Below are 24324 nucleotides of genomic sequence, written 5' to 3' on the forward strand. Positions count from 1 at the left end.
TTTTATGAATAAAATAAACGAATGAAAGTAATTATGAGCAGTACCGCCATTAAAGCACTTAAAATATAATCGGAGTACCGAGCAAAAGTATCTGTTCGCTCTTGAAGTTTATCAAAATAAAAAACATACATATAAAGCATTGCAAATGTTCCGAGGCCAGCTGCAATTATAAAAACTAGAATATCCCAAAGTTGGAATTTAATCCACCCAGAAACATTCCAAGCAGCGTTGAGTCCACAGAAATAAGCGATAGGAAGTACATTTAGTGCTGAAATAAGCATTCCTTTTAAGAATACATTTTTCTTACTTTCTTCAATTTTCACATTTCTGGACTGTTGTTTTACATTTTTTTTTCGCTTGGCTAGAATAAAAAAGTAGATGGCAAAAAAAGCAAAAACTACCAATGCTATTTTCAGGAGGATGTCTATTACATTAGGGTTTTTATAAAGATACTTAGAAATTAAAACCCCAATATAAGCCTGAAGGATTACTGTAGTAGAAGCGCCAGCTGCAAACACCATTCCTTTTGTTTTCCCTTTCTTGGCACTCGTTTTTGCAGTGGTAATATTTATAAGCCCTGGAAATACTACCGCCATAAGAGCTGCAGAAAAAGTAGCAAAAAAAAGGATGAATAAATGCGACATTAGTTAGTTTTAAACTTAATATAAGTAATTGGTTTGTCTTTTTCTAGGTATTGCTTTTCATAGAAAGTCTGAATGGAGGTCACTTCTTCAGGGCTTCCTTCATTTTTGTAAATATGGTGATTAGCATATAATACCTCGTACCCTAAACCATGGAGCAGCCCCAATGTATAACCATGCATAAACTCGCTGTCTGTTTTTAAATGAACGATGCCGTCTTTATTTAAAACCTTATTGTAACGCGTTAAGAAATCGGCGTTTGTAAGCCTATGTTTTGTGCGTTTATATTTTATTTGAGGATCTGGGAATGTAATCCAAATTTCATCGATTTCATTTTCAGCAAATAAATATTCTATAAGTTCTATTTGCGTCCTTATAAAGGCAACGTTATTTAAGTTTTCTTCCACAGAAGTTTTAGCACCGCGCCAGAAACGAGCTCCTTTTATATCTACTCCGATATAATTTTTATTTGGATTACGCTGTGCTAAATTAACGGTATATTCTCCCTTTCCACAACCTAATTCTAGAACAATGGGGTTGTTATTTTTAAAGAATTCTTTATTCCATTTCCCTTTAAGGTCAAAACCTTTGGTTACTAATTCATCGCGCGTAGGTTGAAATACATTCGAGAATGTTTCATTTTCTTTAAAGCGCTTTAGTTTGTTTTTACTCCCCACAACAATTATTTAATTAAAAGACAAAATTAAGGAAATCTTTCACAGGGAAAAATTAAGTTGATTTGTAGTTATGATTAAAAAGAAAAGAATTTTGGTAGCCCCCTTAAATTGGGGCTTGGGGCATGCTACAAGATGTATTCCTATAATAAGAGCATTACTTTTAGAGGGTTTTGAACCTATTATTGCTTCGGATGGGGAGGCTTATAATTTATTGAAAAAGGAATTTCCTACCTTGGAATTTATAGAAATGCCTTCGTATAAGATAAAGTATGCTGAAAAGGGAAAACATTTTAAGCTTAAAATGCTTTGGGATTCACCAAAAATTCTAAAAGCCATAAAAAAGGAAAAGAAACGCACCAAAGAGCTAGTTAAAGAATTGAAGCTTGATGGGATTATTTCAGATAATCGTTTAGGAGTGTATTCTAAAAAGGTTCATTCTGTTTTTATAACACATCAATTAAATGTACTTACAGGAAATACGACGTGGTTTAGTTCTGAAATGCATCAGAAAATAATCAAGAAATTTAACGAATGTTGGGTTCCCGATGTTGCTGGAGAACCAAATTTGAGTGGTCGTTTAGGGCATCTTAAAAAAGAAAGTCACACGTTAAAATATATAGGGCCATTAAGTAGATTGGGAAAAAGGGTATTACCTATTAAATATCAGCTTATGGTTGTAATTTCTGGTCCGGAGCCACAACGGTCGTTGTTAGTAAACCTTCTTTTAAAGGAGGTGACTGAGTTTGATGGGAAAGTGCTTTTTATAAAAGGTAAAATCGAAGAAAAGCAGCAAGTTATAGAACAAGGAAATTGTACGATTTATAATTATATGAATTCTGAGCAGTTAGAAAATGCCTTTAATGAAAGTGAAGTAATAATTTCTAGATCTGGTTATACAACGGTATTAGACCTTGCTAAGCTTGGGAAAAAAGCTTTTTTTATTCCTACACCTGGGCAATATGAACAAGAATATCTAGCTGAGCGTTTACAAGAATCTCAATTAGTTCCTTATTGCACACAAGATGATTTTAGTATTGAAATGCTAAAAAGAGTGAACAATTATAACGGGTTGGTTGGTTTTGAATCTGATTTTAACTTACGAAGTTTGTTTGGACTTTTCTAACGTGAATGAAAATTCTGAACCTACTCCATATACACTCTCTACATATATTTTTTCTTTGTGAGCCTCTATAATGTGTTTCACAATAGAAAGACCTAATCCAGAGCCACCTTCTTTTCTGCTACCACTTTTATCAACACGATAAAAACGTTCGAAGAGGCGTGGGATATTTTGTTTTTCAATCCCTTCTCCGTTATCTGTAACTCTAATAATAACTTTGTTTTTTATAAGATTTTCGATGCTAATCTCTGTAGTACCACCCTCTTTTCCATATTTTATTGAGTTTACAATGAGATTAGTTAATACCTGTTGGATGCGTTCTCTATCTCCATGAACATAAATAGGTTTTTGATATTCTTGATCGAAAGTAAGAGTTATTTTCTTTTTAGCAGCTTTCATTTCTATGAGATCGAAAGTATTTTGAGTAAGCTCTACGATATCAAAATCAGCATGTTCAAGATGAAGGTCTCCAGCTTCAAGTTTGGTGATCATATCCAAATCTTTCACAATATAGATAAGGCGTTCTACACCTTTATTAGCTCTGCCTAGATATTTTTTTCGGATGGCTTTATCTTCCATGGCGCCATCTAAAAGCGTTAAAATATAACCTTGTACTGTAAATAGTGGCGTTTTTAGCTCATGAGAAACGTTCCCTAGAAACTCTTTACGATATACTTCTCGGATTTTAAGAGTTTCGATTTCTAGTTTCTTATTCGCAGCGAATTTTTCAATTTCCTCAGTTAGCGTTTTCATATCCGTCGTTACCGGCTGGTCTTGGAACGTTGTAGATTCTAATAGCGATACATCGTCATAGATTCTTTTAACACGCTTATAGATAAATTTTTCTGCTCTATATTGAATGATAAAAAATGATAAGATGAAAATGATAGCTATAAATAAAAATATGGAAATTGGACTATAAAGGTCAAAATAATAGAATAGACAGATGACAATTGCAGCACAAATAGTAATCATTCCAGAAGAACGTAGTGCAAAACGATATGATTTTTTAAGCTTGGTTTTCAATAGGTTTTTATTTGAGAAAATAAAGTTACAATAATTAAGAAAACTAATACTCCACGTATAAATTGCGAAGTATTAGTTTTAATTTTTGGTAGCTTATTAAGCCGTTATTTGTTGTGATGTAGTTTATAAAACGAATTTATAACCAACACCTTTTACTGTCTTAAAATGATCGTCTCCAATTTTTTCACGGAGTTTTCTGATGTGAACATCGATAGTTCTGCCGCCAACAATAACCTCGTTACCCCATACTTTGTCTAGTATTTCATCTCTTTTGAATACTTTTCCTGGGCGACTTGCTAAAAGTGATAGCAATTCAAACTCTTTTCTAGGAAGGATAATTTCCTCTCCAGCTTGAATGATTTTATATTCATCACGATTAATAGTGATGTCTCCAACTTTTACAATACTCTCTACCGTTTCTTCATCGTCTTTTAGACGACGAAGTAAAGATTTTACTTTACTAATAAGAACTTTTGGTTTGATAGGTTTTGTGATGTAATCGTCTGCACCAGCATCGAAACCGGCTACTTGGGAGTAATCTTCTCCGCGAGCTGTAAGGAAGGTAACAATTGTATCTTTTAAATCGTTAGACTTTCTAATGTGTTCACAAGTTTCAATTCCATCCATTTCGGGCATCATTACATCGAGAATAATAAGATGTGGTTTTTCCTTTTTGGCTTTGGCAATTGCTTCAACTCCATTTTTAGCTGTAGAAACGTTGTAACCTTCAGTAGATAAGTTGTATCCTACAATTTCTAAAATATCCGGTTCGTCGTCGACCAAAAGGATTTTAATTTCCCTCTTTTTCATCTGTATTATAAAGTTTAGTTATGTCTAGCTTCTTTTTTCAGCAAGAACAGTTTTTAAAGTTGATTCATTAAGATAACTAAAACATTTTTAATGATTTAAATGCTTGTTGAGTTATTCTTTCAGACGTCAAAAGTAAAGATAATATTAAAATATGAAAGCACTTAACGTTGATTTAATATGGTAACATAAATGTAACATTGGACTGGCTTATGTTTAACATGCGGATAACTTTCTTTTTGGATATCGCTTGTTTATTTGCAGCGGAATTAAAATCAAACAATGAAACATTTATTTACATTATTAATACTGTTTGTTAGCGCACTAACCATGGCGCAAGAAACTACAGGTTCTATAATTGGTGTTATTACCGATAAAGAAATGAATAACGATCCGTTACCATTTGCCAATGTTCAAATAAGCGGAGCCACAAAAGGGACAACAACCGATATGGATGGGTTGTATGAAATTAGTGGTATTACCCCTGGAACTTATACAATTGTTATTAGCTTTATAGGTTACGAAACATTGCAGATTCCAAACATTAAAGTAGAAGCAGGGAAAGTTACAGAGCTTAATACAGCTTTAGGAGCTGGAAGTGTAAGTTTAGATGAAGTAGTTGTAACAACAACTGCCCGTAGAGATTCTGAAACAGCTCTATTATTGGATCAGAAAAAAGCGGTAGAAATAAAAACATCTATTGGTGCTCAAGAATTATCTAGAAAAGGGGTAAGTGATGCTGCTGGTGCCGTAGCGAAAATTTCTGGAGTTTCTAAGCAAGAAGGATCTAGTAACGTTTATGTAAGAGGGCTTGGGGATAGATATTTAAATACAACATTAAATGGACTCTCGTTACCTTCAAATGATGTTAACAAGAAGAATATAGATTTAGATTTATTCTCTTCAGATATAATAGAAAGTGTTTCTGTTAGCAAAGCATATTCTACAGGTCAATATGGAGACTTTTCAGCGGGGAATATAGATGTTTCTTCGAAAGTATATAAGGGAAAGCAAATGTTTGAGATCGCATTAAGTGAGAGTATCAATACGAATGCTATCGGAGAAGATTTTGTGAGAAGTGAAGGTGCTGGGTTTTTTGGATATTATGGGAGATATGATCATAATCCATTTGCTGTAGTTCTTTCTCATGGCGTTGATCCTGTTTCTGTAGGAACACCTATAAATATAAGTTATGGAGGTTCAGCAGGTAAAACATTTGAGTTTTCGGATACTTCAAGGCTAAGTATCTTTCTTACAGGTTCTTTTGATAATAAATATGAATATAGAGAAGGGTCTGCCGTAGATTATACGTTAACTGAGAAAAAGGCATTTGAAGATAATGCTAAAGAATATGATTATTCTACCACAACTACTGGGATGGCTAATGTTAATTATAGAATTAATGATCAAAACACACTTCAGTTTAATTCATTATTTATTAATAATTCATCAGATGTAGTTGGTTATTTTGGTACAGATGGGAAAGGGCGTAGTAGAGATGCTATCTTGAATACGGATGAAGGTTTTTACCAAATGAACGTACAGTTTGATCAAACGCAGTTCTATGTGAATCAACTTATAGGAACTCATGCTTCTGGAAAATTTAAATTAGATTGGGGTCTAGGTTATAATGTGGTTTATTCTGATCAGCCAGATAGAAAACGTATTACGTTAGAGAACTATCAATATGCTTTAGATGATGATACTCAAACAAATCCTACTTTTTATAGCAATACAGACTTTGATAATCAACGTTATTTTCAGAAGATTGAAGATGAGGAGTACAACGGAAGGTTTAATTTAGCTTACGATCTTTCTGAGGCTGTTAAGTTTAATTTTGGATATAACGCAAGAAGTAAAACAAGAGGATTTAGTAATATTAGATACGGATACGATATTATAGACACGAGTTATCCTGTAACTGATGTAAATAATATTAATGAAGACTTGTCTTTAGAACATCTTAATATTGCAGACAATCCAGACGCTGTTTATGAGCTTACGGTTATTAATAACATAGAAGGACAATCGAATACAAACCGTCCTGGATTAGCAGAAAATACATATGATGGTAAATTAGATATCTATGCTGGGTATGTAAATGCTGAAATTAATATCGGGAAAAAACTATTGGTAACTCCTGGTGTAAGATTAGAATCTTTTAATCAAGAAATTAGTTTTGATGTAATTAACTTGGGGTCTTTAGGGAATTCGAAAATCACATCTTATGATAATTTTGTTCTTCCTAGTTTAAATATTAAATATGGATTAACTGAAAATCAGAATTTGAGATTTTCAGCTAGTAAAACAGTATCTATTCCAGAATTCAAGGAAGTTGCACCTTTTGTTTATGAAGATATTTCTACACGTGTTGGAGGTAACCCAGACTTATTAGAAAAAGGTTTCTCTAAAATTTACAATTTCGATTTAAAATACGAATGGTTTATTAGTCCAGGAGAGATCTTCTCAATTTCAGCTTTTACGAAACAGATTAATGATCCTGTTAATCTTGTTGTTGGAGCTGATGCAACTGGTACCCAAAGATATTTTAGAACAGGAGATAAAGCAGAAGTATATGGAGTTGAACTTGAAGCTCGAAAAGATATATTAAAAAATAGCAATACCTCTTCTTTACTTTCATTTGGTTTGAATGGTACTTATATGCACACAAAACAAGACTTATATAGTCAGATTGATGGTGAATTTTATGATGTTAGTTTTCAAAAAGAAGAAGATGAATTACAAGGAGCTTCTCCATTTATAATGAATGCAGATCTTAATTTCTCACCAGTAATTGGCGAAAACTATAAGCCATCAATGAATGTAGTGTTTAATTACTTCTCTAATAGAATCGATGCTCTTGGTTCTGGACAATTAGGAAATATAATAGAAAAAGGAATTCCAACGCTAGATTTTATCTGGAGAAATGAAATTAAAGATAGCTTTCAAGTAAACCTTTCCGTAAGAAACTTGTTTAACCCATCAATAAAGTATTACAGAGAAACAACGCTTGGAGATGTTGTTGTGAACTCTGTAAACGGAAAAGGGGTTTCAGATTATAAAAGAGGACTAGACATCGGACTACAATTAAAATATCAATTCTAAACAAACATTATTCTTTTCAAATTTAAAATTATCAAACAAATGAAAAATAACTTAATTATTGCAATAGCTTGTGTTTCAATGCTATTCTCATGTACAACAGACGATACTGCTGATATTATTATTAATGATAACAGTATTACAAATAATGGAACTGGAGGAAATACTGGAGAAGTAGTTGTCCCTATTACTTCAGGAACTATCACTTCTGATTTAACTTTACAAGCAAATACAACGTATTCTGTTAGTGGACCAGTTATTATGGCTGAAGGTTCTACATTAACTATAAATGAAGGTGTAACTGTTTTAGCAGATGCTAATGGTGCAGATGTTTATGTAGCTATTTCACAAGGGGCTAAAATTTTAGCTAACGGAACCGCTACAAACCCTATTATTTTTACTTCTGGTGCAGCTTCACCTGCTGCTGGAGATTGGGGAGGTTTAATTCTATTAGGTAAAGCACCTGTAAACTCTGTTTCAGGAACGGCTACATCTACTTCTGAAATTGCAAGCCTACCTTATGGAGGTACTAATGACGGTGATAGCTCAGGAACTATTCGTTATGTACGTGTTGAATATTCTGGAGGAGCAGCAGACGGGCAGTCTGAAAATAATGGATTCTCTTTCTACGGTGTAGGAAATGGAACTGTGGTAGAGTATATTCAAGCATTTGAAGGGAAAGATGACGGAGTTGAATTTTTTGGAGGAACTGTAAATGTTAGCAATGTTGTAGTAATGAATGCTGAAGATGATTCTATCGACTGGACTGAAGGATATTCAGGAACTATAACTGATGCCTATGTAAAGCATAAATCTGAGCATGATAAAGGAATCGAAGCAGATGGGTTTAATACAGACTTTAGTAATGAAGCTGGGTATTTCTCTAAGCCTTCTGTTAATAACCTTACTATTATTGGAAATGGTTCGGGTACAGCAAATGAAGCAATTCGTTTAAGAGCTGGTACGCAAGGATTATTTACAAATGTTCTTATCGAAGGTTTTGAAGAAGGTTTTGATTTAGACGGAGATCAAGGAGATAATCCTACTGGTGCAGGTGTACTAAGTGGAGATTTAAAAGTTACAAATGTTACTTTTACAGATGTACTTACAAAAATGCAAAACGATACTGGAGAAACATTTACTGAAGCTGATTTTATTTCAGGAGATGGAAATGGAACAGGTACAGATTTCTCTACTTGGGGAGCTGGATGGACAAAACAATAAAACATCTATACTTATAGCATTGACTATAATTAATTAATAGGAAAATCTCAACAGTTGTCTAGCTGTTGAGATTTTCTATTTTATTTTGATCTCTTAAGTTTCTTTACCTTATAACTAAAACTTATTTTTGCAACGTAAAATAAGGTTTATGAATCCAGAAAGTGTTTTTAAAATTAAAACGAATGCCTACTTTGATGAAGTGGCATTAAATGTTTTTGGATTTCAATATGAAAATAACCCTGTTTATCGGGAGTTCTGCAATTATCTTCATCGCAATCCCAATAATGTAAATGCTATAGATCAGATTCCATTCTTGCCGATTGAATTTTTTAAATCTCGTGAGATTTTAAGTACTCAGAGCCCTTTGGAGATCACTTTTACTAGTAGTGGGACCACAGGGAGTTTAACCAGCAAGCATTTGGTTACAGATTTAGCTGTTTATGAAGAGAGTTTTAGAAAAGGGTTTTCTTTTTTCTACGGAAATATAAAAGATTATACGGTATTAGCACTTTTACCAGCTTATTTAGAGCGTACAGGTTCATCACTTATCTACATGGTAAATGATATGATTGAGCAATCTGAAGCTCCTGAAAGCGGATTTTATCTAGATAATTTAGAAGAGTTAGCGCAGCACCTCAAAACGTTGGATGCTCAAGGAAAAAAAGTATTGCTTATTGGTGTTTCCTTTGCACTTTTAGATTTGGTAGAAGCATACGATTTCAATTTAAAGAATACCATTGTTATGGAAACTGGCGGGATGAAAGGCCGTCGTAAAGAGATGATTCGAGAAGAGCTACATTCCGTTTTATCAAAGGGGTTTGGGGTGAATAAGATACATTCTGAATATGGAATGACCGAATTACTTTCTCAAGGATATTCTAAAGGAAATGGTGTTTTTGAATGCCCACCGTGGATGGATATTATAATTCGGGACACCGAAGATGCACTTACTATTTTTGAAGACGGTAAATCTGGAGGAATTAATGTAATCGATTTGGCAAATATTAATTCTTGTTCTTTTATTGCCACACAAGATTTAGGGAGAAAAAAGGGAAAAGAATTTGAAGTTTTAGGTCGTTTTGACCATTCTGATATTCGAGGCTGTAATCTTATGGTGCTTTAATTTTATGATGCTTTTTGAAGAAGGACTAATTAACGGCCAATTAATTTGCCAGTAATTAAAGTAATGCTTCCAATCCCAAATAGTATACCAGCTATAAATCCGATTCCATCATTATCAAAATAAATCATACCAATTACAGAAGTAATAACTAATAAAAGGCCTATAGCTCTAATTTTATTCATACTAAAAAAGGAAGGTTTCATGATTATATTTTTGAAATGATTGTAGGTTGTAAGTTAGCTAAAAAGCATTAATTAGCAAAATTATAGTTTGAGTAAGGAGTTAGAATAATAGTTTTTATTTTAAATCTAATCTGTAGATATTACCTCCTATAGATTTTGTTTTTTCATCCGTAATATAAAGAGCGTTTTCATTTATAAAAGTAATACCTTCCTTTTGAGAGTCGTGGCCTAACGATAGCACTTCAATAGTTCCATTAAAAAAATTGTCGTCAGAGAAATCTTTCAAGATCCATACTTTATCATGTCCTAATAAAGCGACTTTCTTTTTGTTTGGACTGATGTCTGCTCCAGTAATAGCGCATTTTCGAGGCTGTTCGCAAGTTTTATAACTTGAAATTAATTCAGCTTTATGATTTCCTTTCTTTGCAGGAATTTTATATAGAAGTGTAGTGCCGTCAAATTTATGAGCTCTATTTTTTGTGAATATATATAAGTTGTTATTCAGATAAAAAAAGGCTTCAGCATCATAAAAGCGTTCTTTCTTCTTTGGCGGGAATTTCTTTTGCTCAGGATAATAGAAATTGATTTCTATGGCTTCCAGTTCATCTCCTTTATGAGTTTCAGGGTTTGGAATTTTATAAATTTTTAAATCCTTTCTTTCGTTATCATTATTCCCAAAATCTCCAATAAAGATGTTTCCTTCTTCATCTTTTGTAATTTCTTCCCAATCTTTGTTTTTAGCATGCTTAATATTAATATCCCTAGTAATATTCCCATTGGTGTTTACAGCATATATATGGTCGTCGTTACCAGAATCTGCTACCATCCAAAGAGAGTTTGGATCATTAATTATTTGTATTCCAGAGTTTTCTTCTAATAAATCTGGAGTGTTTGCTATAATTTTTAATTGTCCATAATCCGCTGTACAAGAAAACAGAAAAAAGGACATTATTATATTTGTTATTAAAGTTTCGGTTTTCATATTTAGATAAATGTCTTTACTATCTCGTTGATAGGAGTAAATTACGGGTTACTTAGCGAAATAAAAAGCTTAATTTAATCGAAAAAGCTTATTTTTGATTTAAGCAAAAAAGGAAGATATAAAGATGAGGCAAAAAATAACGCTTAAGGAGATTTCAAGAAGATTTAATGTTTCTATTTCTACAGTTTCGAAAGCATTGAAGGACAGTCCTGAAATTAGTGAAAAAACTAAAGAAATAATACAAGCCTTTGCGAAGGAACACCATTATAAGCCTAATAATATCGCCTTGAGCTTAAAGAATCAAAAGACCAAAAATATTGGGATCATTTTACCAGAGATCGTGCATTATTTTTTCTCTTCCGTAATTACAGGGGTTGAGCGTTTAGCAACTGCAAAAGGCTACAATGTAATTGTTTGTATCTCTAATGAATCTTTCGATAAAGAGGTTATAAATATGCAAATGCTTGCCAATGGAAGTATAGACGGATTTATAATGTCACTTTCTAAAGATACCGAGAAGAAGCAGGATTTTCATCATATAAATGAAGTTATCAATCAGGGGATGCCTGTAGTAATGATAGACCGAATTACCGAGCAGGTAAGTTGCGATAAAGTTATTATTGACGATTTTCATGGTGCTTATAGTGCCGTTTCTTTCTTAGCGCAAAGTGGACGTAAACGTATCGCTTTAATTACGATGCCAGATTATATGAGTGTTGGTAAATTACGTACAGAGGGATATAAAAAAGCATTAGAAGACGCAGGATTAGAAATTGACGAAAATCTTATTGTAAAGGTAGAGGATTCTTATAGTGGATTTGAGCCTGTAGAAGAGATGATGAAAAACAATGATGTAGATGCTGTTTTTGGAGTTACCGAATTTTTTGCAGTATCTGCCATGAAAATAGCTCAGAAAATGGGCAAATCCGCGCCTAAAGATATTTCTGTAATAGGTTTTACAGATGGAATTATATCTATAAGTAGTAGTCCATCTTTAACCACTGTGAGCCAACATGGAGAGGAGATAGGAGAAAAAGCTGCCGATTTATTAATTAAAAGGTTAGAGGAAGAAGATTTTGAATCTCGCCCTTATGAAACCGAAATTATTAAATCAACATTAGTAAAAAGAGAATCTACAAATTAGAATTTACTGTGCTATAGGAATATAAATTTCCGATTTCCATGATAATGCATCTCCACCAAAATTTGGATTGTTATGGAATTTTTCAATTATTTTATTCTTTAGATTTATATCGTGACTTTTAGCATAGTTGTAGATTCTAAACCATGCATGTTGTGAGTACATATAATTCCCATTAAATACAGCTTTAATTGCAGGGACGCTCTTTATATCTCTAAAGAAAATTTCTGGATGTTCCGGGATGCTACTAACTCCTTTTATAGGGAAGCAAAAGTCCATGTCAATCGTATTTTTTTCCTTGTCAAAATCATTAATAACAACCATAGGTCTACCTTGCGGTTGTATATTGTTATCTGCTACATAAGCGCCTATATAATTGTAATTTCGCATCATATGTTTTGCTTTCCCTTCAGGGGTAGTTTTTGCATTTACACACGCACAAATACTGTTAGGAGAGTTTTCTTCTTTAATACCACTGACTTTAAAAGTAGATAGGTTTGTTTTCAATTTACTTATAAAGCTAACTGCTATTTTTTTGGATGTTTTTTTAAATTCCGATTCGTAGAAAGGGGCTGTAATTCTATTTATAACATTGTTTTCATGCGCTCTAACCCCTAAATTCACTTTTGCTAGAGAATCATTTTCAGTATTGATATCCCAATAAAGGGTGTATTCTTTATCTAAATATTTTAGATTTTGAGTGATATGATTGTATAGAGTGCTGTCTATTGTTTCTGTAACTATAGAATCGTTTGTTTTCTCCCAATTTGAGATGCTATAGAAAACTGTAGCATCAGTAGTCTTTGCTTCAAATCTATAGATATAATCACTTTTTTTAATAAATAAATACCATCCTAATACACATACAAGGAGTAGAATTAGAATACTCAGAATTTTTTTAATCATAAGATAACCTTATTAATTTCTACTTGTTTTGTTATTCATTTTTTCAAGCTTGCTAATAATATGTTCCGCCATCGATCTTCCTTGTTCCACTCCAACCTCAATAGCAGCTCTGTAATGAATCCCGCCGTAAAGTCTACTCATTGCAGCTTCGTTTGCAGCTTCGTTAAAAGAGGAAAAGGATCTTATTGGGAGTCCGTAAGCGGTTTCTGTATCATCGTCAAAATAAAAATCATCTCCAAAAATAGAAGTTAATGTCTTTGCTGCAGCTCCAGAAACTACAGAATGTCCACTTGTATATTCAGGAAAAGGAGGTGTCTGTAATATAGGTTTCCAGTTTTCGTCTATATATTGATTTATAACTGTTTCTGGACGGATTAAATTACTTCTATATTTTTCATCCCAACAGCTTATAAAACCATCAAAAATAGCAATAGCAGTTTTAGTATAAGCAAATACTGTTTTGTTGAAATCTGTCTTTTCATTTCGGCAAGCAATTTTTGTAATTCCAATCCAATGTGCTCCAGGAGTAATTTTTTTGGTAGCAAACATTAAGTGACCTTTTGTTACAGAAACATACGGATTACAGTCCCAAAATTTGGCGATTGCAATTCCTTCAGAAGTATCTCCTTCTTCCGTAATTTCATTTCCTACCTCATAAACTTCCATTGTTTCTTTAAAAAACTTACTTTCTTTATCTAAAGAAAATGCTGGAGGAGGAAGGGGTTTAAACTGAGAAGAAGAGTCTATTGCAAGAGGTCTAATTTTCATCCAATGTGGTTCTATACCATCCATATAAGCTGGTGGCGTAGGTTGCCAACGCGCAGGGTCGTCACTGTTTACTGTGAACTTAGGCATGGTACGCGTTTGTTTATAATTATCTGTGTCTATCCATTCTTTTAAATGACTTACAACAGACATTGCGTAGTTTTTTGAAACTTCAAATTCAGATTCATTTGTTTTTTTCCATGAAGTGTACAAACTGTCTTGATAAACTTCAATCCGATCTTCAGAAAAGATTAGACTTTTACTTATCTCTAAATGAGCAATAAGAGCAGCCAATTGGTAGTTCAGGTTTGTAGTGTCTTTTGGAGAGGGGATAGGCTTTAAATCTGTAACCACACCTGCAAGCGAATTATATTCGGAATCTTGTTGTGCTATAATCTCATAGGCTGCAATATCTGCATACACAAAAATTCTGCTCGCTACTGGAGGAGAAAAGATATCATGAATCATAATATCTACAACTACATCAATTGCTTCATGCATGTTTTCTGAAGTAATTTCAATTGGTTTTTCTTCCTTATTACATGCAATAAAACATAGGGGTGATAAAATTAATAAGAATATAAGAATGCGTTTCATCGGGCTATTTATTATTTAATTTATACAGTTCTACACTGTTGTTGTTTATGGTAACCAAGAGATATTCTTGGTTTTTTATGGTTATAATATTTAATTGTGAGATTGCTTTCCTAGAAAAGTCCAATCCTAGACTTGCAGTCGATTCTATTTTATTAGTATTGTAAATAAGGGCTCCAGGAAAAGCATCTAATCTTCCTTGAAAAGGCTTTACACCAAAATAATTCCCAGCGGCAAGAACTTCTTCTTTTCCATTGCCAGTAAAATCATGTTTTAAGAAATTTGTTATTGGCGACATTTGCATTTGATTATTAAAAGCATGAAAAGTAAACATTCCTTCTTTATTTTCTAACCAACCAGATTTTAAAGTATGTACTTCAAGGAGCGTTGCTTTTTCTAGTGCTTCAGAACCCATTACTTCTTCGATTGTTTTACCAGCAAAATCTTTATAATTAGTAAACTTTTTACGCATCATGGATACCATCTGTTCGGAAAGTTCATCTAAATTAGCCAATGTGTAATATTCGCCATTTTTTTCTGTAGCAACAACAGTTTCTGTTCGTTTGTTATTATCAAAATCGCCATAATACATTCGCATCGGGAATTTTTCTGAAGCTATAAATTTCGAGTTTGTTCCCCAGTTACCTAATAAGTAATCTTTATCTCCATCACCATCTATGTCAAATTCAATAATGCTTCTCCATAGTCCGTTTAACTTTTCTTCAGTAGGGAAAGCTTCTTCTAAAATTCCATTTTTATTACTGAAAAATTTTGGAGACATCCACTCACCAATAACGATGAGGTCTTTTGTGCCATCATTATTAAAGTCACTCCAAATAGCATCTGTTACCATTCCAGACTTTTCTAATTCTTTGTTATTTATAGCTTTGAATTGTCCGTTTTCATTTTCTAATAGGTAAGATGTAGGAATCGCACCAAAATCATATGAAATCGCATTATTTCCAATAAATAGATCTAAATCACCATCACTATCAAAGTCATAAGGTTTTATTACTGAAGTATTGTCAAAATATTCTTTAAGTGCACTTTTTGTAAAAGTTGTATCCTTATTTAAATACAAAATATTATTTAGAGGCTTCATTTTTCCGTAGAAATCTCCACCGCCAGTTCCAGAGAAGATATCGTTTTTACCATCTTTATTGAAATCAGCAATAAGAGCAGTTATAATTTCGTAAATCGAATCATTTTTGATGATGTCATCTTCTTTTTCAATAAAACTTGTATCATTTTGATAGTATATATGGGCACGTTTAAATTTTGAACTTCCAAAGAAAATATCATCTTTCCCATCTCCATTTAAATCTCCAATGGCAGTTGCTGGCCCACGATCTGAAATCTGATATGGGATTAGTTTCTGACGGTTGAAATCGATATAATTATCTTCTTCATGTTTAAAATTGATTCCTAAGTTATTATCAACTTTTGAGAATAAAATATTTTTGTTACTTCTAAGACTCGAATAATCAAATGGTTTTCTGTTATTTTCTGCTGATATATCTAATGTTTGGTTAACAGCAATATTTTTTAGTGTTTGAAAAGTATTGTCTGGCCAAATAACGACCAAAGAATCTATGTTTTCTTTATCAGCATATCCAAAATATATAAATGGTTCTGATGAAGCTTGGAAACCTCTAACAGTATATAGCTCGCGGTATTGTAATATTCCTTTTTGATATGAAAACACCTTTGTTCCAATACCGAAGCTGTTAGGTTCATTATAATTAAACCTTAGTTTTAGGTAGTTTCCTTTTTTATTAGATTTATTAATATATAGTGTTGCAGGCTGATTAATATTATTTGTTATCAAGTCGATATCCCCATCGTTATCAAAATCTGCCATTGCTGTAGCTCCAGAAATTAGGGTGTCATTTAAAATCCATTTATCAGATTGATTTACAAATTGGAGGTCTTTTTTACCTTCAAAAATAAAGTTATGATAACTCCCAGAAGGCATTAATTCTAAAGCCTTTTGATCGACTAATTTTGTGTTATTAAGTTTTTTTCTGATTTGTTGATCAGAAGTAAACTTGATGTAATCTAAATCGTTAGGACGTTTAGGAATTCCGTTAGAAATAAAAATATCTTGCTCCCCATCTTTATTGAAATCTGCAAATAAGGCACTCCAACTCCAGTCTGTTGCTGCAATACCGCTCATAAGGGCAATTTCTGCATAATTATTTCCTAGCTGGTTTAGATGCAACATATTCCTAGTAAATTGATAATGGTAGCCTAATTTTTCAGTACGCATTTTCATCATCTGGATATTATCATCTCCAGCAGAAGATTTTAAAACAGTTTCATTTTCAGGTAGCATATCTAATGAGAGTATGTCTGGAAATCCGTCATGGTTTATATCGGCTACATCATTTCCCATTGAAAATCTGCTTGTATGTCCAAAATGATCTTTGATACTTTCAGTAAACGTTCCGTCACCATTATTAAGATAATAATAGTCGTCTTCATGAAAATCGTTACCTACATAAATATCTGGAAACCCATCTTGATTAAAGTCAGAAACAGCCAATCCTAATCCATAGCCATTTATACCTCCATATATTTTTGCTTGCTCGCTTACGTCGGTAAATCTCCCGTTATCATTCCGTAGTAACTTATCTCCTGTAGCATAGTTTCTTTTATTGCGTAGTGAAACATTTCCGAAGGAGTTTTGTGTATGTACAGCATGATTTAATAGGTATATATCTAGATCTCCATCTAAATCGTAATCTATGAAAGCAGCCGAAGAACTGTAAGAATCAAAATCGAGACCATATTGCTTTGCGCTTTCTGTGAAAGTGGCATCTCCATTATTTATATACAACTCATTATACCCTCTAAAGCCATTAATTCCTACAACTGCACAAACATAAATATCCAAAAGACCATCTCCATTTACATCGCCCATTATGGCTCCAGTATTCCATGTACTATTCCCTTGGATACCGGCAGCAGTAGAAATATCTTCAAACTCTAAATTTCCTTTATTAAGGTAGAGTTTGTTCTTTACTTGGTTTCCAGAAAAGAAAATATCTGGTAGGTTGTCATTATTAATATCTCCAACAGCAACACCGCCACCATTATAAAAATAAAGATAGTCTAGGATGTTTAAGTCATCGTTTTCAGTTAGCATATTTGTGAAAAATATACCCGTAGTTTCTTGCTTTGGAGTGGAGAATAGGTCCCCTTCCTTTTTACAAGAAAAAGTGATGAGAATTAATGCTATGAGAAAGACGGATTTATTCATTTATCTTGAATATTCTGGGTTGCTCATTGTTTAAAGCAATTAGTATGTATGGTGTTCCAGATGCATCTTTAAAATGCGCTATTTTTTTAACCTCACCTTTAATGAATAATCCTGATTCATTATAATCTTGCCATTTAAAGCCACCGCTACCATCTCCAAGTAGCACGCTTCCATAATTTGCATCTAGTCTAGAGAATTGAGGTTTGAATTCATAATTATTTCCTGCCATGATAAGATCTAAGTTTCCATCATTATTAATGTCGGTGCTTGTTATATCGCAAACGCATGATAATTGGACTTGTTGAGGAAGTTCTTTTATCTCAAACTCACCATTCCCATTATTTATTGCAATTACGGATTCGGAGATATTCACTTTCTTTTCTATTGAGTTGTCAAAAATCTCTTTAGGAAAAAGCTCTTGAATAGATTTTTTAGAATATTCTGCAGCTTTAAGGTTCTGTTTTTTCAAAGAAGACAACTGATTTGTTAATTCTTTTTTCATGTGGATAGGCATGTCCTTCCCATTAATAGTATGCGTAACTATTTGCTCTATGGTTCCATTATTGTCATAATCGTTAATAAACATTTTCATTGGTGCATCTTTTGAAGCTTTGTATGCAATATTAGAGCCTTGATTACCTAAAATAAGATCCATATCACCATCTTTATCTACGTCTAAACTTTCTATAGTATTCCACCAACCGCTATAACTATCTAAAGTCGATTTCTCTAATGTAAGTCTATGTCCGGAGTTCTTTAGAATTTTTGGAGCCTCCCAATCTCCGACTAAAATGAGGTCTTTAATTTCATCATTATCTACATCAACCCATTTAGCGCCTGTAATCATACCTGCATCTTTAAGGTCATATGCTTTACTTTCCGTTACATTTTTAAAAGAGCCATCTCCTTGATTCTCTAAAAATAGATGTTTAGGGTTTACTCCATAAATTCCAGGAACACTTCTAGAGCCTATAAATACATCTATGTCATTGTCGTTATCAAAATCGTAGGGAGCGATTATAGAAATATTGTGTTTAGTGTAGGGAATCTCATTTTCACTGAGCACAAAATTTCCGTTGCCATCATTAATATATAGTCTTGTTTTGTGAGTATGGGCTGTTATCTCTTCATTTCCTCCAGAGCCTACCATAAGATCTAAATCTCCATCATTATCAACATCAAAAAAATCAGCACATGTATCTTCATAAATACCATCTTCAGAAAAGGCGGGCTGGTTTGTTTTTACTAATTTCCCATTTCCTTTGTTAATATAAATATTCCCTAGCTGATTTTTAGCACCTCCAATATAGAAATCATCATTCCCGTCATTGTTTATATCGCCAACTGCTAATGCAGGCCCCTCTTGGGAGAGCATTTTGGAAATAAGTCCTTCGTAATTAAAATCAATAAAATTATTTTCTTTATGTGATTCAAGACTTGTATTTTTTAATTCGGTAAGAAGTGTTCTTTTAGCATGTTTTTTTTGGATTTTATAAACTTCGTGAGCCTCTTTTTGATTTAGGGTTAACATTTGGTTGGTTTGTACCTTTTCTAATTTATTTGTATGTCCGTTAGGCCATATAATTCTTATGGAATCAATACTTCTTTCTTTTCCAACTCCAATAGTCATCGTGTAGTCCATAGAAGATTGAAAACCCCTATATGGAATGTTTTCTTGTAGTAAGGTTTTGTCTTTTATATATAGTTTTACAGTTGCTCCTATTGCAAAAATATTGGGACTTTCTCCTATCAATTTTATTTTTAAGTAATTGTTGTATGTTATTTTCTCACTATTGTTTTTATATAGAAATGCTTGCGAGTTTACATTGTTTACAATAAGATCCAAGTCTCCATCATTATCAAGGTCTCCATATGCAACACCATTAGACATACTAGGTCTGTAGAACCCCCAGTTTTTTGTTTCATCATCAAAAGTTAGGTCATGGTTGTTTTTAAAAGCATAGTTAGGGATAGGTTTAACAGGCATTTTGCTAATAATCGAATCTATAGCTTGTTTTTGCCCCGTTAAAGCCATTTTCTGAATGATTTCATTAGCAAAGAAGTTTACAAAATCTATATCTGTTAAATCATGGTTTATACCATTGGCTACATAAATATCTCGATATCCGTCATTATCCATATCGAATAGAACACCACCCCAACTCCAATCTGTCTTTGCGACGCCACTGAAGTAGGCTGTTTCTGAAAAAGTCCCATTTCCATTATTTACTTGTAGTGTGTTTTGCATAAACTGCTGATAAAAATCTTTGCTTTGCTTTAGCTTGAAAATATCATAACCCTCAAATTCAGTTACTGTTTTTGTTCTTTGGTCTCCTTCAGGCAGCATATCTGTAATAAAGATATCTGCAAGTCCATCATTATTAATATCTGACATGTCCACTCCCATGGAAGATAGACTAAGGTGAGAGGTCCAATCTTTTATTTCTTCTCTAAATGTTCCATCTTGGTTATTTATGTAGAGATAGTCACGCTCATAAAAGTCATTTGATACATAAATATCTGGATACGTATCTTGGTTTATATCACTAACCATAACACCTAATCCGAACCCAATTAAGCTACCATAAATACCTGCTTCTTCACTAACATCTACAAATTTCCCATTATCATTTCTAAGTAACATATCGCCAACACCTTTAAAAATATCTGGCACACCTTCCCAGTCTTGAGCTCTTACTTGTCTTTGGGCTGCATATCCTAGACTACTTACAGGGATATTACTATTATTAAGAATGTAAGCATCTAAGTCTCCATCTTTATCGTAATCAAAAAATGCAGCGTGTGTTGTAAATCCACTTTTTGCTAAATTATATTCTTCTGCTTTTTCTGTAAATGTTAAATCACCATTATTGATATAGAGATCATTATCATGATTGTTGCCCTCCATATTTCCTGCATTAGCTACATAAATATCAAGAAAACCATCACTGTTAATGTCTACTAAAGTGACTCCTGTAGACCAAGGTTTATTCCCTTTAACACCTGCCTTTTCTGTAATGTCTTCAAATTTGAAATCTCCTTTATTTAGAAAAAGTTTATTTCCACCCATATTAGCAGTTAGATAGATATCCGGAAGGCTATCGTTATTAATATCGCCAATGGCAACACCACCTCCGTTATAAAAATTTCTATATTTAAATATGTTGAAATCCTTTTGGTTTTCAATTTCATTTATAAAATCTAATCCGCTGTCTTCATGTGAAATAAGGGAGAATAAAGTTTCTTTTTCTAGTTCCTTGCTTTCACCTTTTTCTAAACTTTTATTACATGAGGTAAATAGCGCAAGGAAGGATAGTGTTATGAATATTCTTTTCATTGTGTTGTTGTCTCTTTTTGTAAAAAAACAGGTTCGCTATTATTAATGGTAATAATATAGTAAACCTTGTTTTGTATTGTTATTTTATTGATATCTCTAGCTGGTCCTGAGATTTTGAAACTTTGTTTTCTTTCAACATTAAAAAAACCATGTTGGTCGTTTATTAATAAGAGGCCATTCAAAGCGTCTAATCTTCCTAACTGTGTGCTAATCTCGTAGTTGTTTCCAACTAAAAGTAAATCTTTAAAACCGTCGTTATTAAAATCCTCTATTTCAATATCATTAATAGAGGAGTTTTGTGTCGGGAATGGCAGTTTATGCGCTGTAAAAGTGCTGTTGCCATTATTTTCAAAGTAGGTAGACTCTAATTTAAAAACTTGCTTTTTATAGGCTTTATCTATTTTCTCTTTTGGAAAAATCTCATCGAAAGGAGCAGAAGCAAAGTCAGCATAAGAGAGATATTTTTTGTTCAATATAGGAAGTTGTTTTACTAGTTCTTCTTTTGATGAAAAAGTAGTTTCTTTTCCTTTATAAAAATAAGAAACAATAGGTTCTATGCTTCCATTATCATCAAAATCGTTACTGTATAATGTTATAGGCTCTTCCTTAGAAGCCTTTAATCTGGTGTTCAGTCCCCAATTTCCAGCTACAAAATCTATATCTCCATCTTTATCGAAATCTGCCGCTTCAATACTATTCCACCAACCGTTGGTATTATTTAGATTAGTGTCCAGAAGTTTTAACTCCTCTCCGTTATTTATAAATATTGAAATTGGCATCCAATGTCCCACAGCAATAGCATCTATATAAGAATCGTTATTTAAATCAATCCACTTTATATCTTGGACATTTCCTATATGCTGAAAATCTTTAGCATATGTTGCTGTAATATCTATAAATTTCCCGTTACCATCATTCTGAAAAATATATTGTGGAGTTGTTTCTCCAAATGTTTTTGCAGTTCCATTAGACGTAATTATTAGGTCGTTATAATTGTCATTATCTATGTCTATAGCTTTAACTGATGATGCATTTATAAATATGTTTTTAAACTGAAGTGTGTCTTTTACCATCATCCCACTTTCGTTAAAGTAGAGTCTGGGGGAAAGTGGGTTTCCGGTAATGAATTCGTTTCCTGCGCTAATAACTATTAAATCGTTATCACCATCGTTATCCGCATCAAAAAAAATATTATCAATATCTTCATTCAAAGCATCTTCTTTAAAAAGGTCATTTTGAATAGCAGTAAAATGCCCATCTTTTTCTTGTAGGTAAAGTGCGGAAGGAAAAGATTTTGATCCGCCAATAAATAAATCTTCACGACCGTCATTATTTATATCTCCAACCGCTGTTTTTGGTCCTAGATTGGTGCTTGCAAAAGGAATAAGGGGATTTCGGTTGAATTCAATAGAAGAAAAATCTTTGTGTGTAAATGGAATTTTAGGAGCTACATTACTTAGAAAGAGATTTTTTTTATCATCGTTATATTTAAATTTTTGTTTTGCATTTTTGTGAGAAAGCTTAAGAGTTGAGTTTATTTGTGGTGTTTCTATTTTTTCGGTATTTCCATCTGGCCAAATAACTCTTAAAGAATCAACTTTAGTTACTGCGCCTAATCCAAAATGTAATTCAGGGGCTATGGCCGACATAAACCCTCTTGTATTGTAATTTTCAGAGATAAGTTCTAATGTATCTGAATATACTCTTACAGTTGCTCCGATTCCAAACCTATTTTTCTCATTACCCTTAAAATTTATTTTCAGATAATTATTATTTTTCAATAGTTCTCGAGCATTATTCTTTATTACAAATGCATTTTCGTTTACATTATTAACAACAAGATCTAAATCTCCATCATTATCTAAATCAGCATAAATACTTCCATTGCTAAAAGAAGGGATTTCTTTAAACCATTTTTTGTTTACGTTTTGGAAGGTATTATCGCCATTATTTTTAAAAAAATAATTAGAGATATGTTTTTCAGGAATTTCATTTACAAGAATTAGATCTTCCTTTTTCATGCCTTTCCCTAACCTTTTTTGGATATTTTCATTCGCTATAAAGTTTATAAAATCCATATCGTTCGTAGCACCTGAAATTCCGTTAGAAATATAAATATCCTTAAGGCCGTCATTGTCAAAATCTGCGATTAGTGGTGCCCAAGACCACTCTGTAGCTGCAATACCACTTGAAAAAGCAGTTTCTGTAAATTGAAAACTCCCATTATTTAAATGCAATGTGTTTTGCATAAACTGTGGAGTATATCCATTTTTTAAGTAGCCATTGTAGGTCTGAAAATTATACTCTGTTCCAGAAGTTTTAAAGCTCTCTAAATTTTCAGGAAGCATATCAACAGATAAAATATCGGTTAATCCATCGTTGTTAATATCTGCGATGTCATTTCCCATAGAGTAGTGGGTGGTATGCCCTAAAATAGTTTCATCTATGGTATTAAAATCTTTGAAAGTCCCGTCTTTTTGATTGATATATAAATAATCATTTTCAAAAAAATCATTTCCTATATAGACATCTGGATAGCCATCGTTATTTATATCTGATATAGAAATTCCCAATCCATATCCAATACTTCCTTGGTGAATTCCTGCCACAATTGAGTTGTCTTTAAAAAATCCATTTTCATTTTTATACAAGCGATCCCCAGACAAAGAATCTATTGTATTTCTTTTGTTTCCGTTGCCGTAAGTGCGGTTGGGGTGTACGGAGTGGTTAAGTAAATACATATCTAAATCCCCATCCAAATCATAATCAAAAAAAGCTGTTTGTGTAGCGTATGTGGAAATATCCAAACCATATTTTTTTGCTTCTTCTTTAAATTTAGGAATCCCTTTTTCATCAATTCCCTGGTTTATATACAATAAATTGTGACTGTTTTCTGAGTAAGCTCCCACTTTCGCAATATAAATATCTAGCAGTCCATCATTATTTACATCTGCTGTGGTAACACCAGTTGTCCAATTTTTAGCATTGTTAATTCCAGAAATCTCAGTGATATCTAAAAATTTAAAATCTTTCTGATTTAAATAAAGCTTATCTTCTGTTTGATTTCCTGTAAAATAAAGATCTATCCATCCATCATTATTAAAATCTGCAGCAGCAACTCCAGCGCCATTATAGTAATATAAATAGTTGAGAATATTTAATTCTGGAGTATTAGTAAGAGTATTTTTAAAGTCTATAGAAGTTTCCTTGGAGCTTAAAAGTGTAAACTGTTTGTTTTCCTTAGAACAGGAAAACAAGAGTATAATAATTAGGAAGGTTATAATCCGATCTTTCACTTTTAACTAAATTCTATTATTTTACTTCTGAGTTTCAAATTAGTGTATGTTATCAACTAAAAAAAGCTAACTTGGGAGCTAGCTTTTTTTATAGTTTATAGTATGAAGAACCCTAAACTAACTGAACACTGCTAATATA

Annotated in this window: 16 protein-coding genes; 5 read left to right on the forward strand and 11 right to left on the reverse strand. The window is 32.7% G+C overall.

Annotated features, from left to right (window positions below; translation table 11 throughout):
• Window positions 1-2 precede the first annotated feature (2 nt).
• Both JM658_RS03630 and trmB read right to left on the reverse strand, forming a co-directional pair.
• A complete protein-coding gene (locus tag JM658_RS03630; RefSeq protein ID WP_236957867.1) occupies window positions 3-644 on the reverse strand; it encodes a LysE family transporter in 642 nt (213 codons plus the stop codon).
• Window positions 644-1318, reverse strand: a complete 675-nt coding sequence (gene trmB, locus JM658_RS03635) for a tRNA (guanosine(46)-N7)-methyltransferase TrmB (protein ID WP_236957868.1) — start codon at window positions 1316-1318, stop codon at window positions 644-646. Before trmB ends, JM658_RS03630 begins: the two co-directional genes overlap by 1 nt.
• Window positions 1319-1388: 70 nt before the next feature.
• Here trmB and JM658_RS03640 point away from each other — a divergent pair, with 70 nt between their 5' ends.
• Window positions 1389-2441: a glycosyltransferase gene (locus JM658_RS03640; protein ID WP_236957869.1), complete on the forward strand. Its 1053-nt coding sequence runs from the start codon at window positions 1389-1391 to the stop codon at window positions 2439-2441.
• Here the strand turns inward: JM658_RS03640 and JM658_RS03645 are convergent.
• Window positions 2415-3464 (reverse strand): sensor histidine kinase, encoded by a 1050-nt coding sequence (locus JM658_RS03645; RefSeq protein ID WP_236957870.1) that lies wholly within the window; start codon window positions 3462-3464, stop codon window positions 2415-2417. The two genes, JM658_RS03640 and JM658_RS03645, sit on opposite strands and share 27 nt — an antisense overlap.
• A 123-nt stretch (window positions 3465-3587) precedes the next feature.
• Window positions 3588-4274 (reverse strand): response regulator transcription factor, encoded by a 687-nt coding sequence (locus tag JM658_RS03650; RefSeq protein WP_236957871.1) that lies wholly within the window; start codon window positions 4272-4274, stop codon window positions 3588-3590.
• A gap of 279 nt (window positions 4275-4553) precedes the next feature.
• Here JM658_RS03650 and JM658_RS03655 point away from each other — a divergent pair, with 279 nt between their 5' ends.
• The 3 genes from JM658_RS03655 to JM658_RS03665 all read left to right on the forward strand — a co-directional run bounded on the left by JM658_RS03655 (window position 4554) and on the right by JM658_RS03665 (window position 9720).
• Window positions 4554-7376 carry a TonB-dependent receptor gene (locus JM658_RS03655; RefSeq protein WP_236957872.1) on the forward strand — a complete coding sequence of 941 codons (2823 nt, stop codon included), beginning with the start codon at window positions 4554-4556 and terminating at the stop codon, window positions 7374-7376.
• 39 nt (window positions 7377-7415) lie between these two features.
• The gene (locus tag JM658_RS03660) at window positions 7416-8597 is read left to right on the forward strand and encodes a multidrug transporter (RefSeq protein ID WP_236957873.1); all 1182 of its coding nucleotides are present in this window, start codon (window positions 7416-7418) and stop codon (window positions 8595-8597) included.
• A 148-nt stretch (window positions 8598-8745) separates the two neighbouring features.
• Window positions 8746-9720 (forward strand): LuxE/PaaK family acyltransferase, encoded by a 975-nt coding sequence (locus JM658_RS03665; RefSeq protein ID WP_236957874.1) that lies wholly within the window; start codon window positions 8746-8748, stop codon window positions 9718-9720.
• A gap of 29 nt (window positions 9721-9749) precedes the next feature.
• On the opposite strand, the gene JM658_RS03670 is transcribed toward JM658_RS03665, so the two are convergent.
• Both JM658_RS03670 and JM658_RS03675 read right to left on the reverse strand, forming a co-directional pair.
• Window positions 9750-9923, reverse strand: a complete 174-nt coding sequence (locus JM658_RS03670; RefSeq protein ID WP_236957875.1) for a hypothetical protein — start codon at window positions 9921-9923, stop codon at window positions 9750-9752.
• Between the two features lie 94 nt (window positions 9924-10017).
• Complete coding sequence (locus tag JM658_RS03675) at window positions 10018-10884, reverse strand: hypothetical protein (protein ID WP_236957876.1); 867 nt, start codon at window positions 10882-10884, stop codon at window positions 10018-10020.
• Window positions 10885-11008: 124 nt separating this feature from the next.
• On the opposite strand from JM658_RS03675, the gene JM658_RS03680 reads away from it, so the two are divergent.
• Window positions 11009-12028 carry a LacI family DNA-binding transcriptional regulator gene (locus tag JM658_RS03680; RefSeq protein WP_236957877.1) on the forward strand — a complete coding sequence of 340 codons (1020 nt, stop codon included), beginning with the start codon at window positions 11009-11011 and terminating at the stop codon, window positions 12026-12028.
• A 3-nt stretch (window positions 12029-12031) separates the two neighbouring features.
• On the opposite strand, the gene JM658_RS03685 is transcribed toward JM658_RS03680, so the two are convergent.
• From JM658_RS03685 to JM658_RS03705, 5 genes are read right to left on the reverse strand one after another with little or no spacing between them, the layout of a single operon-like run.
• Complete coding sequence (locus tag JM658_RS03685) at window positions 12032-12931, reverse strand: GyrI-like domain-containing protein (RefSeq protein ID WP_236957878.1); 900 nt, start codon at window positions 12929-12931, stop codon at window positions 12032-12034.
• A gap of 12 nt (window positions 12932-12943) precedes the next feature.
• On the reverse strand, window positions 12944-14293 hold the full coding sequence (locus JM658_RS03690; RefSeq protein ID WP_236957879.1) for a vanadium-dependent haloperoxidase: 1350 nt from the start codon (window positions 14291-14293) through the stop codon (window positions 12944-12946).
• Window positions 14294-14297: 4 nt separating this feature from the next.
• Window positions 14298-17552 carry a VCBS repeat-containing protein gene (locus JM658_RS03695; RefSeq protein ID WP_236957880.1) on the reverse strand — a complete coding sequence of 1085 codons (3255 nt, stop codon included), beginning with the start codon at window positions 17550-17552 and terminating at the stop codon, window positions 14298-14300.
• Window positions 17545-20889 carry a VCBS repeat-containing protein gene (locus tag JM658_RS03700; protein ID WP_236957881.1) on the reverse strand — a complete coding sequence of 1115 codons (3345 nt, stop codon included), beginning with the start codon at window positions 20887-20889 and terminating at the stop codon, window positions 17545-17547. The genes JM658_RS03695 and JM658_RS03700 overlap by 8 nt, the downstream gene beginning before the upstream one ends.
• Complete coding sequence (locus tag JM658_RS03705) at window positions 20886-24185, reverse strand: VCBS repeat-containing protein (protein WP_236957882.1); 3300 nt, start codon at window positions 24183-24185, stop codon at window positions 20886-20888. Before JM658_RS03705 ends, JM658_RS03700 begins: the two co-directional genes overlap by 4 nt.
• Window positions 24186-24324: the final 139 nt, after the last annotated feature.

The organism is Joostella atrarenae (genome assembly GCF_021764745.1).
Taxonomy (GTDB): domain Bacteria; phylum Bacteroidota; class Bacteroidia; order Flavobacteriales; family Flavobacteriaceae; genus Galbibacter; species Galbibacter atrarenae.

Excerpts from the sequence above, each read along its gene's own strand:
- JM658_RS03690 (WP_236957879.1), bottom strand. The coding sequence starts at position 14,293 with ATGAAACGCATTCTTATATTCTTATTAATTTTATCACCCCTATGTTTT.
- JM658_RS03655 (WP_236957872.1), top strand. The coding sequence starts at position 4,554 with ATGAAACATTTATTTACATTATTAATACTGTTTGTTAGCGCACTAACC.
- JM658_RS03695 (WP_236957880.1), bottom strand. The coding sequence starts at position 17,552 with ATGAATAAATCCGTCTTTCTCATAGCATTAATTCTCATCACTTTTTCT.
- JM658_RS03680 (WP_236957877.1), top strand. The coding sequence starts at position 11,009 with ATGAGGCAAAAAATAACGCTTAAGGAGATTTCAAGAAGATTTAATGTT.
- JM658_RS03685 (WP_236957878.1), bottom strand. The coding sequence starts at position 12,931 with ATGATTAAAAAAATTCTGAGTATTCTAATTCTACTCCTTGTATGTGTA.
- JM658_RS03630 (WP_236957867.1), bottom strand. The coding sequence starts at position 644 with ATGTCGCATTTATTCATCCTTTTTTTTGCTACTTTTTCTGCAGCTCTT.
- JM658_RS03675 (WP_236957876.1), bottom strand. The coding sequence starts at position 10,884 with ATGAAAACCGAAACTTTAATAACAAATATAATAATGTCCTTTTTTCTG.
- JM658_RS03670 (WP_236957875.1), bottom strand. The coding sequence starts at position 9,923 with ATGAAACCTTCCTTTTTTAGTATGAATAAAATTAGAGCTATAGGCCTT.
- JM658_RS03650 (WP_236957871.1), bottom strand. The coding sequence starts at position 4,274 with ATGAAAAAGAGGGAAATTAAAATCCTTTTGGTCGACGACGAACCGGAT.
- JM658_RS03640 (WP_236957869.1), top strand. The coding sequence starts at position 1,389 with ATGATTAAAAAGAAAAGAATTTTGGTAGCCCCCTTAAATTGGGGCTTG.
- JM658_RS03660 (WP_236957873.1), top strand. The coding sequence starts at position 7,416 with ATGAAAAATAACTTAATTATTGCAATAGCTTGTGTTTCAATGCTATTC.
- JM658_RS03700 (WP_236957881.1), bottom strand. The coding sequence starts at position 20,889 with ATGAAAAGAATATTCATAACACTATCCTTCCTTGCGCTATTTACCTCA.
- JM658_RS03665 (WP_236957874.1), top strand. The coding sequence starts at position 8,746 with ATGAATCCAGAAAGTGTTTTTAAAATTAAAACGAATGCCTACTTTGAT.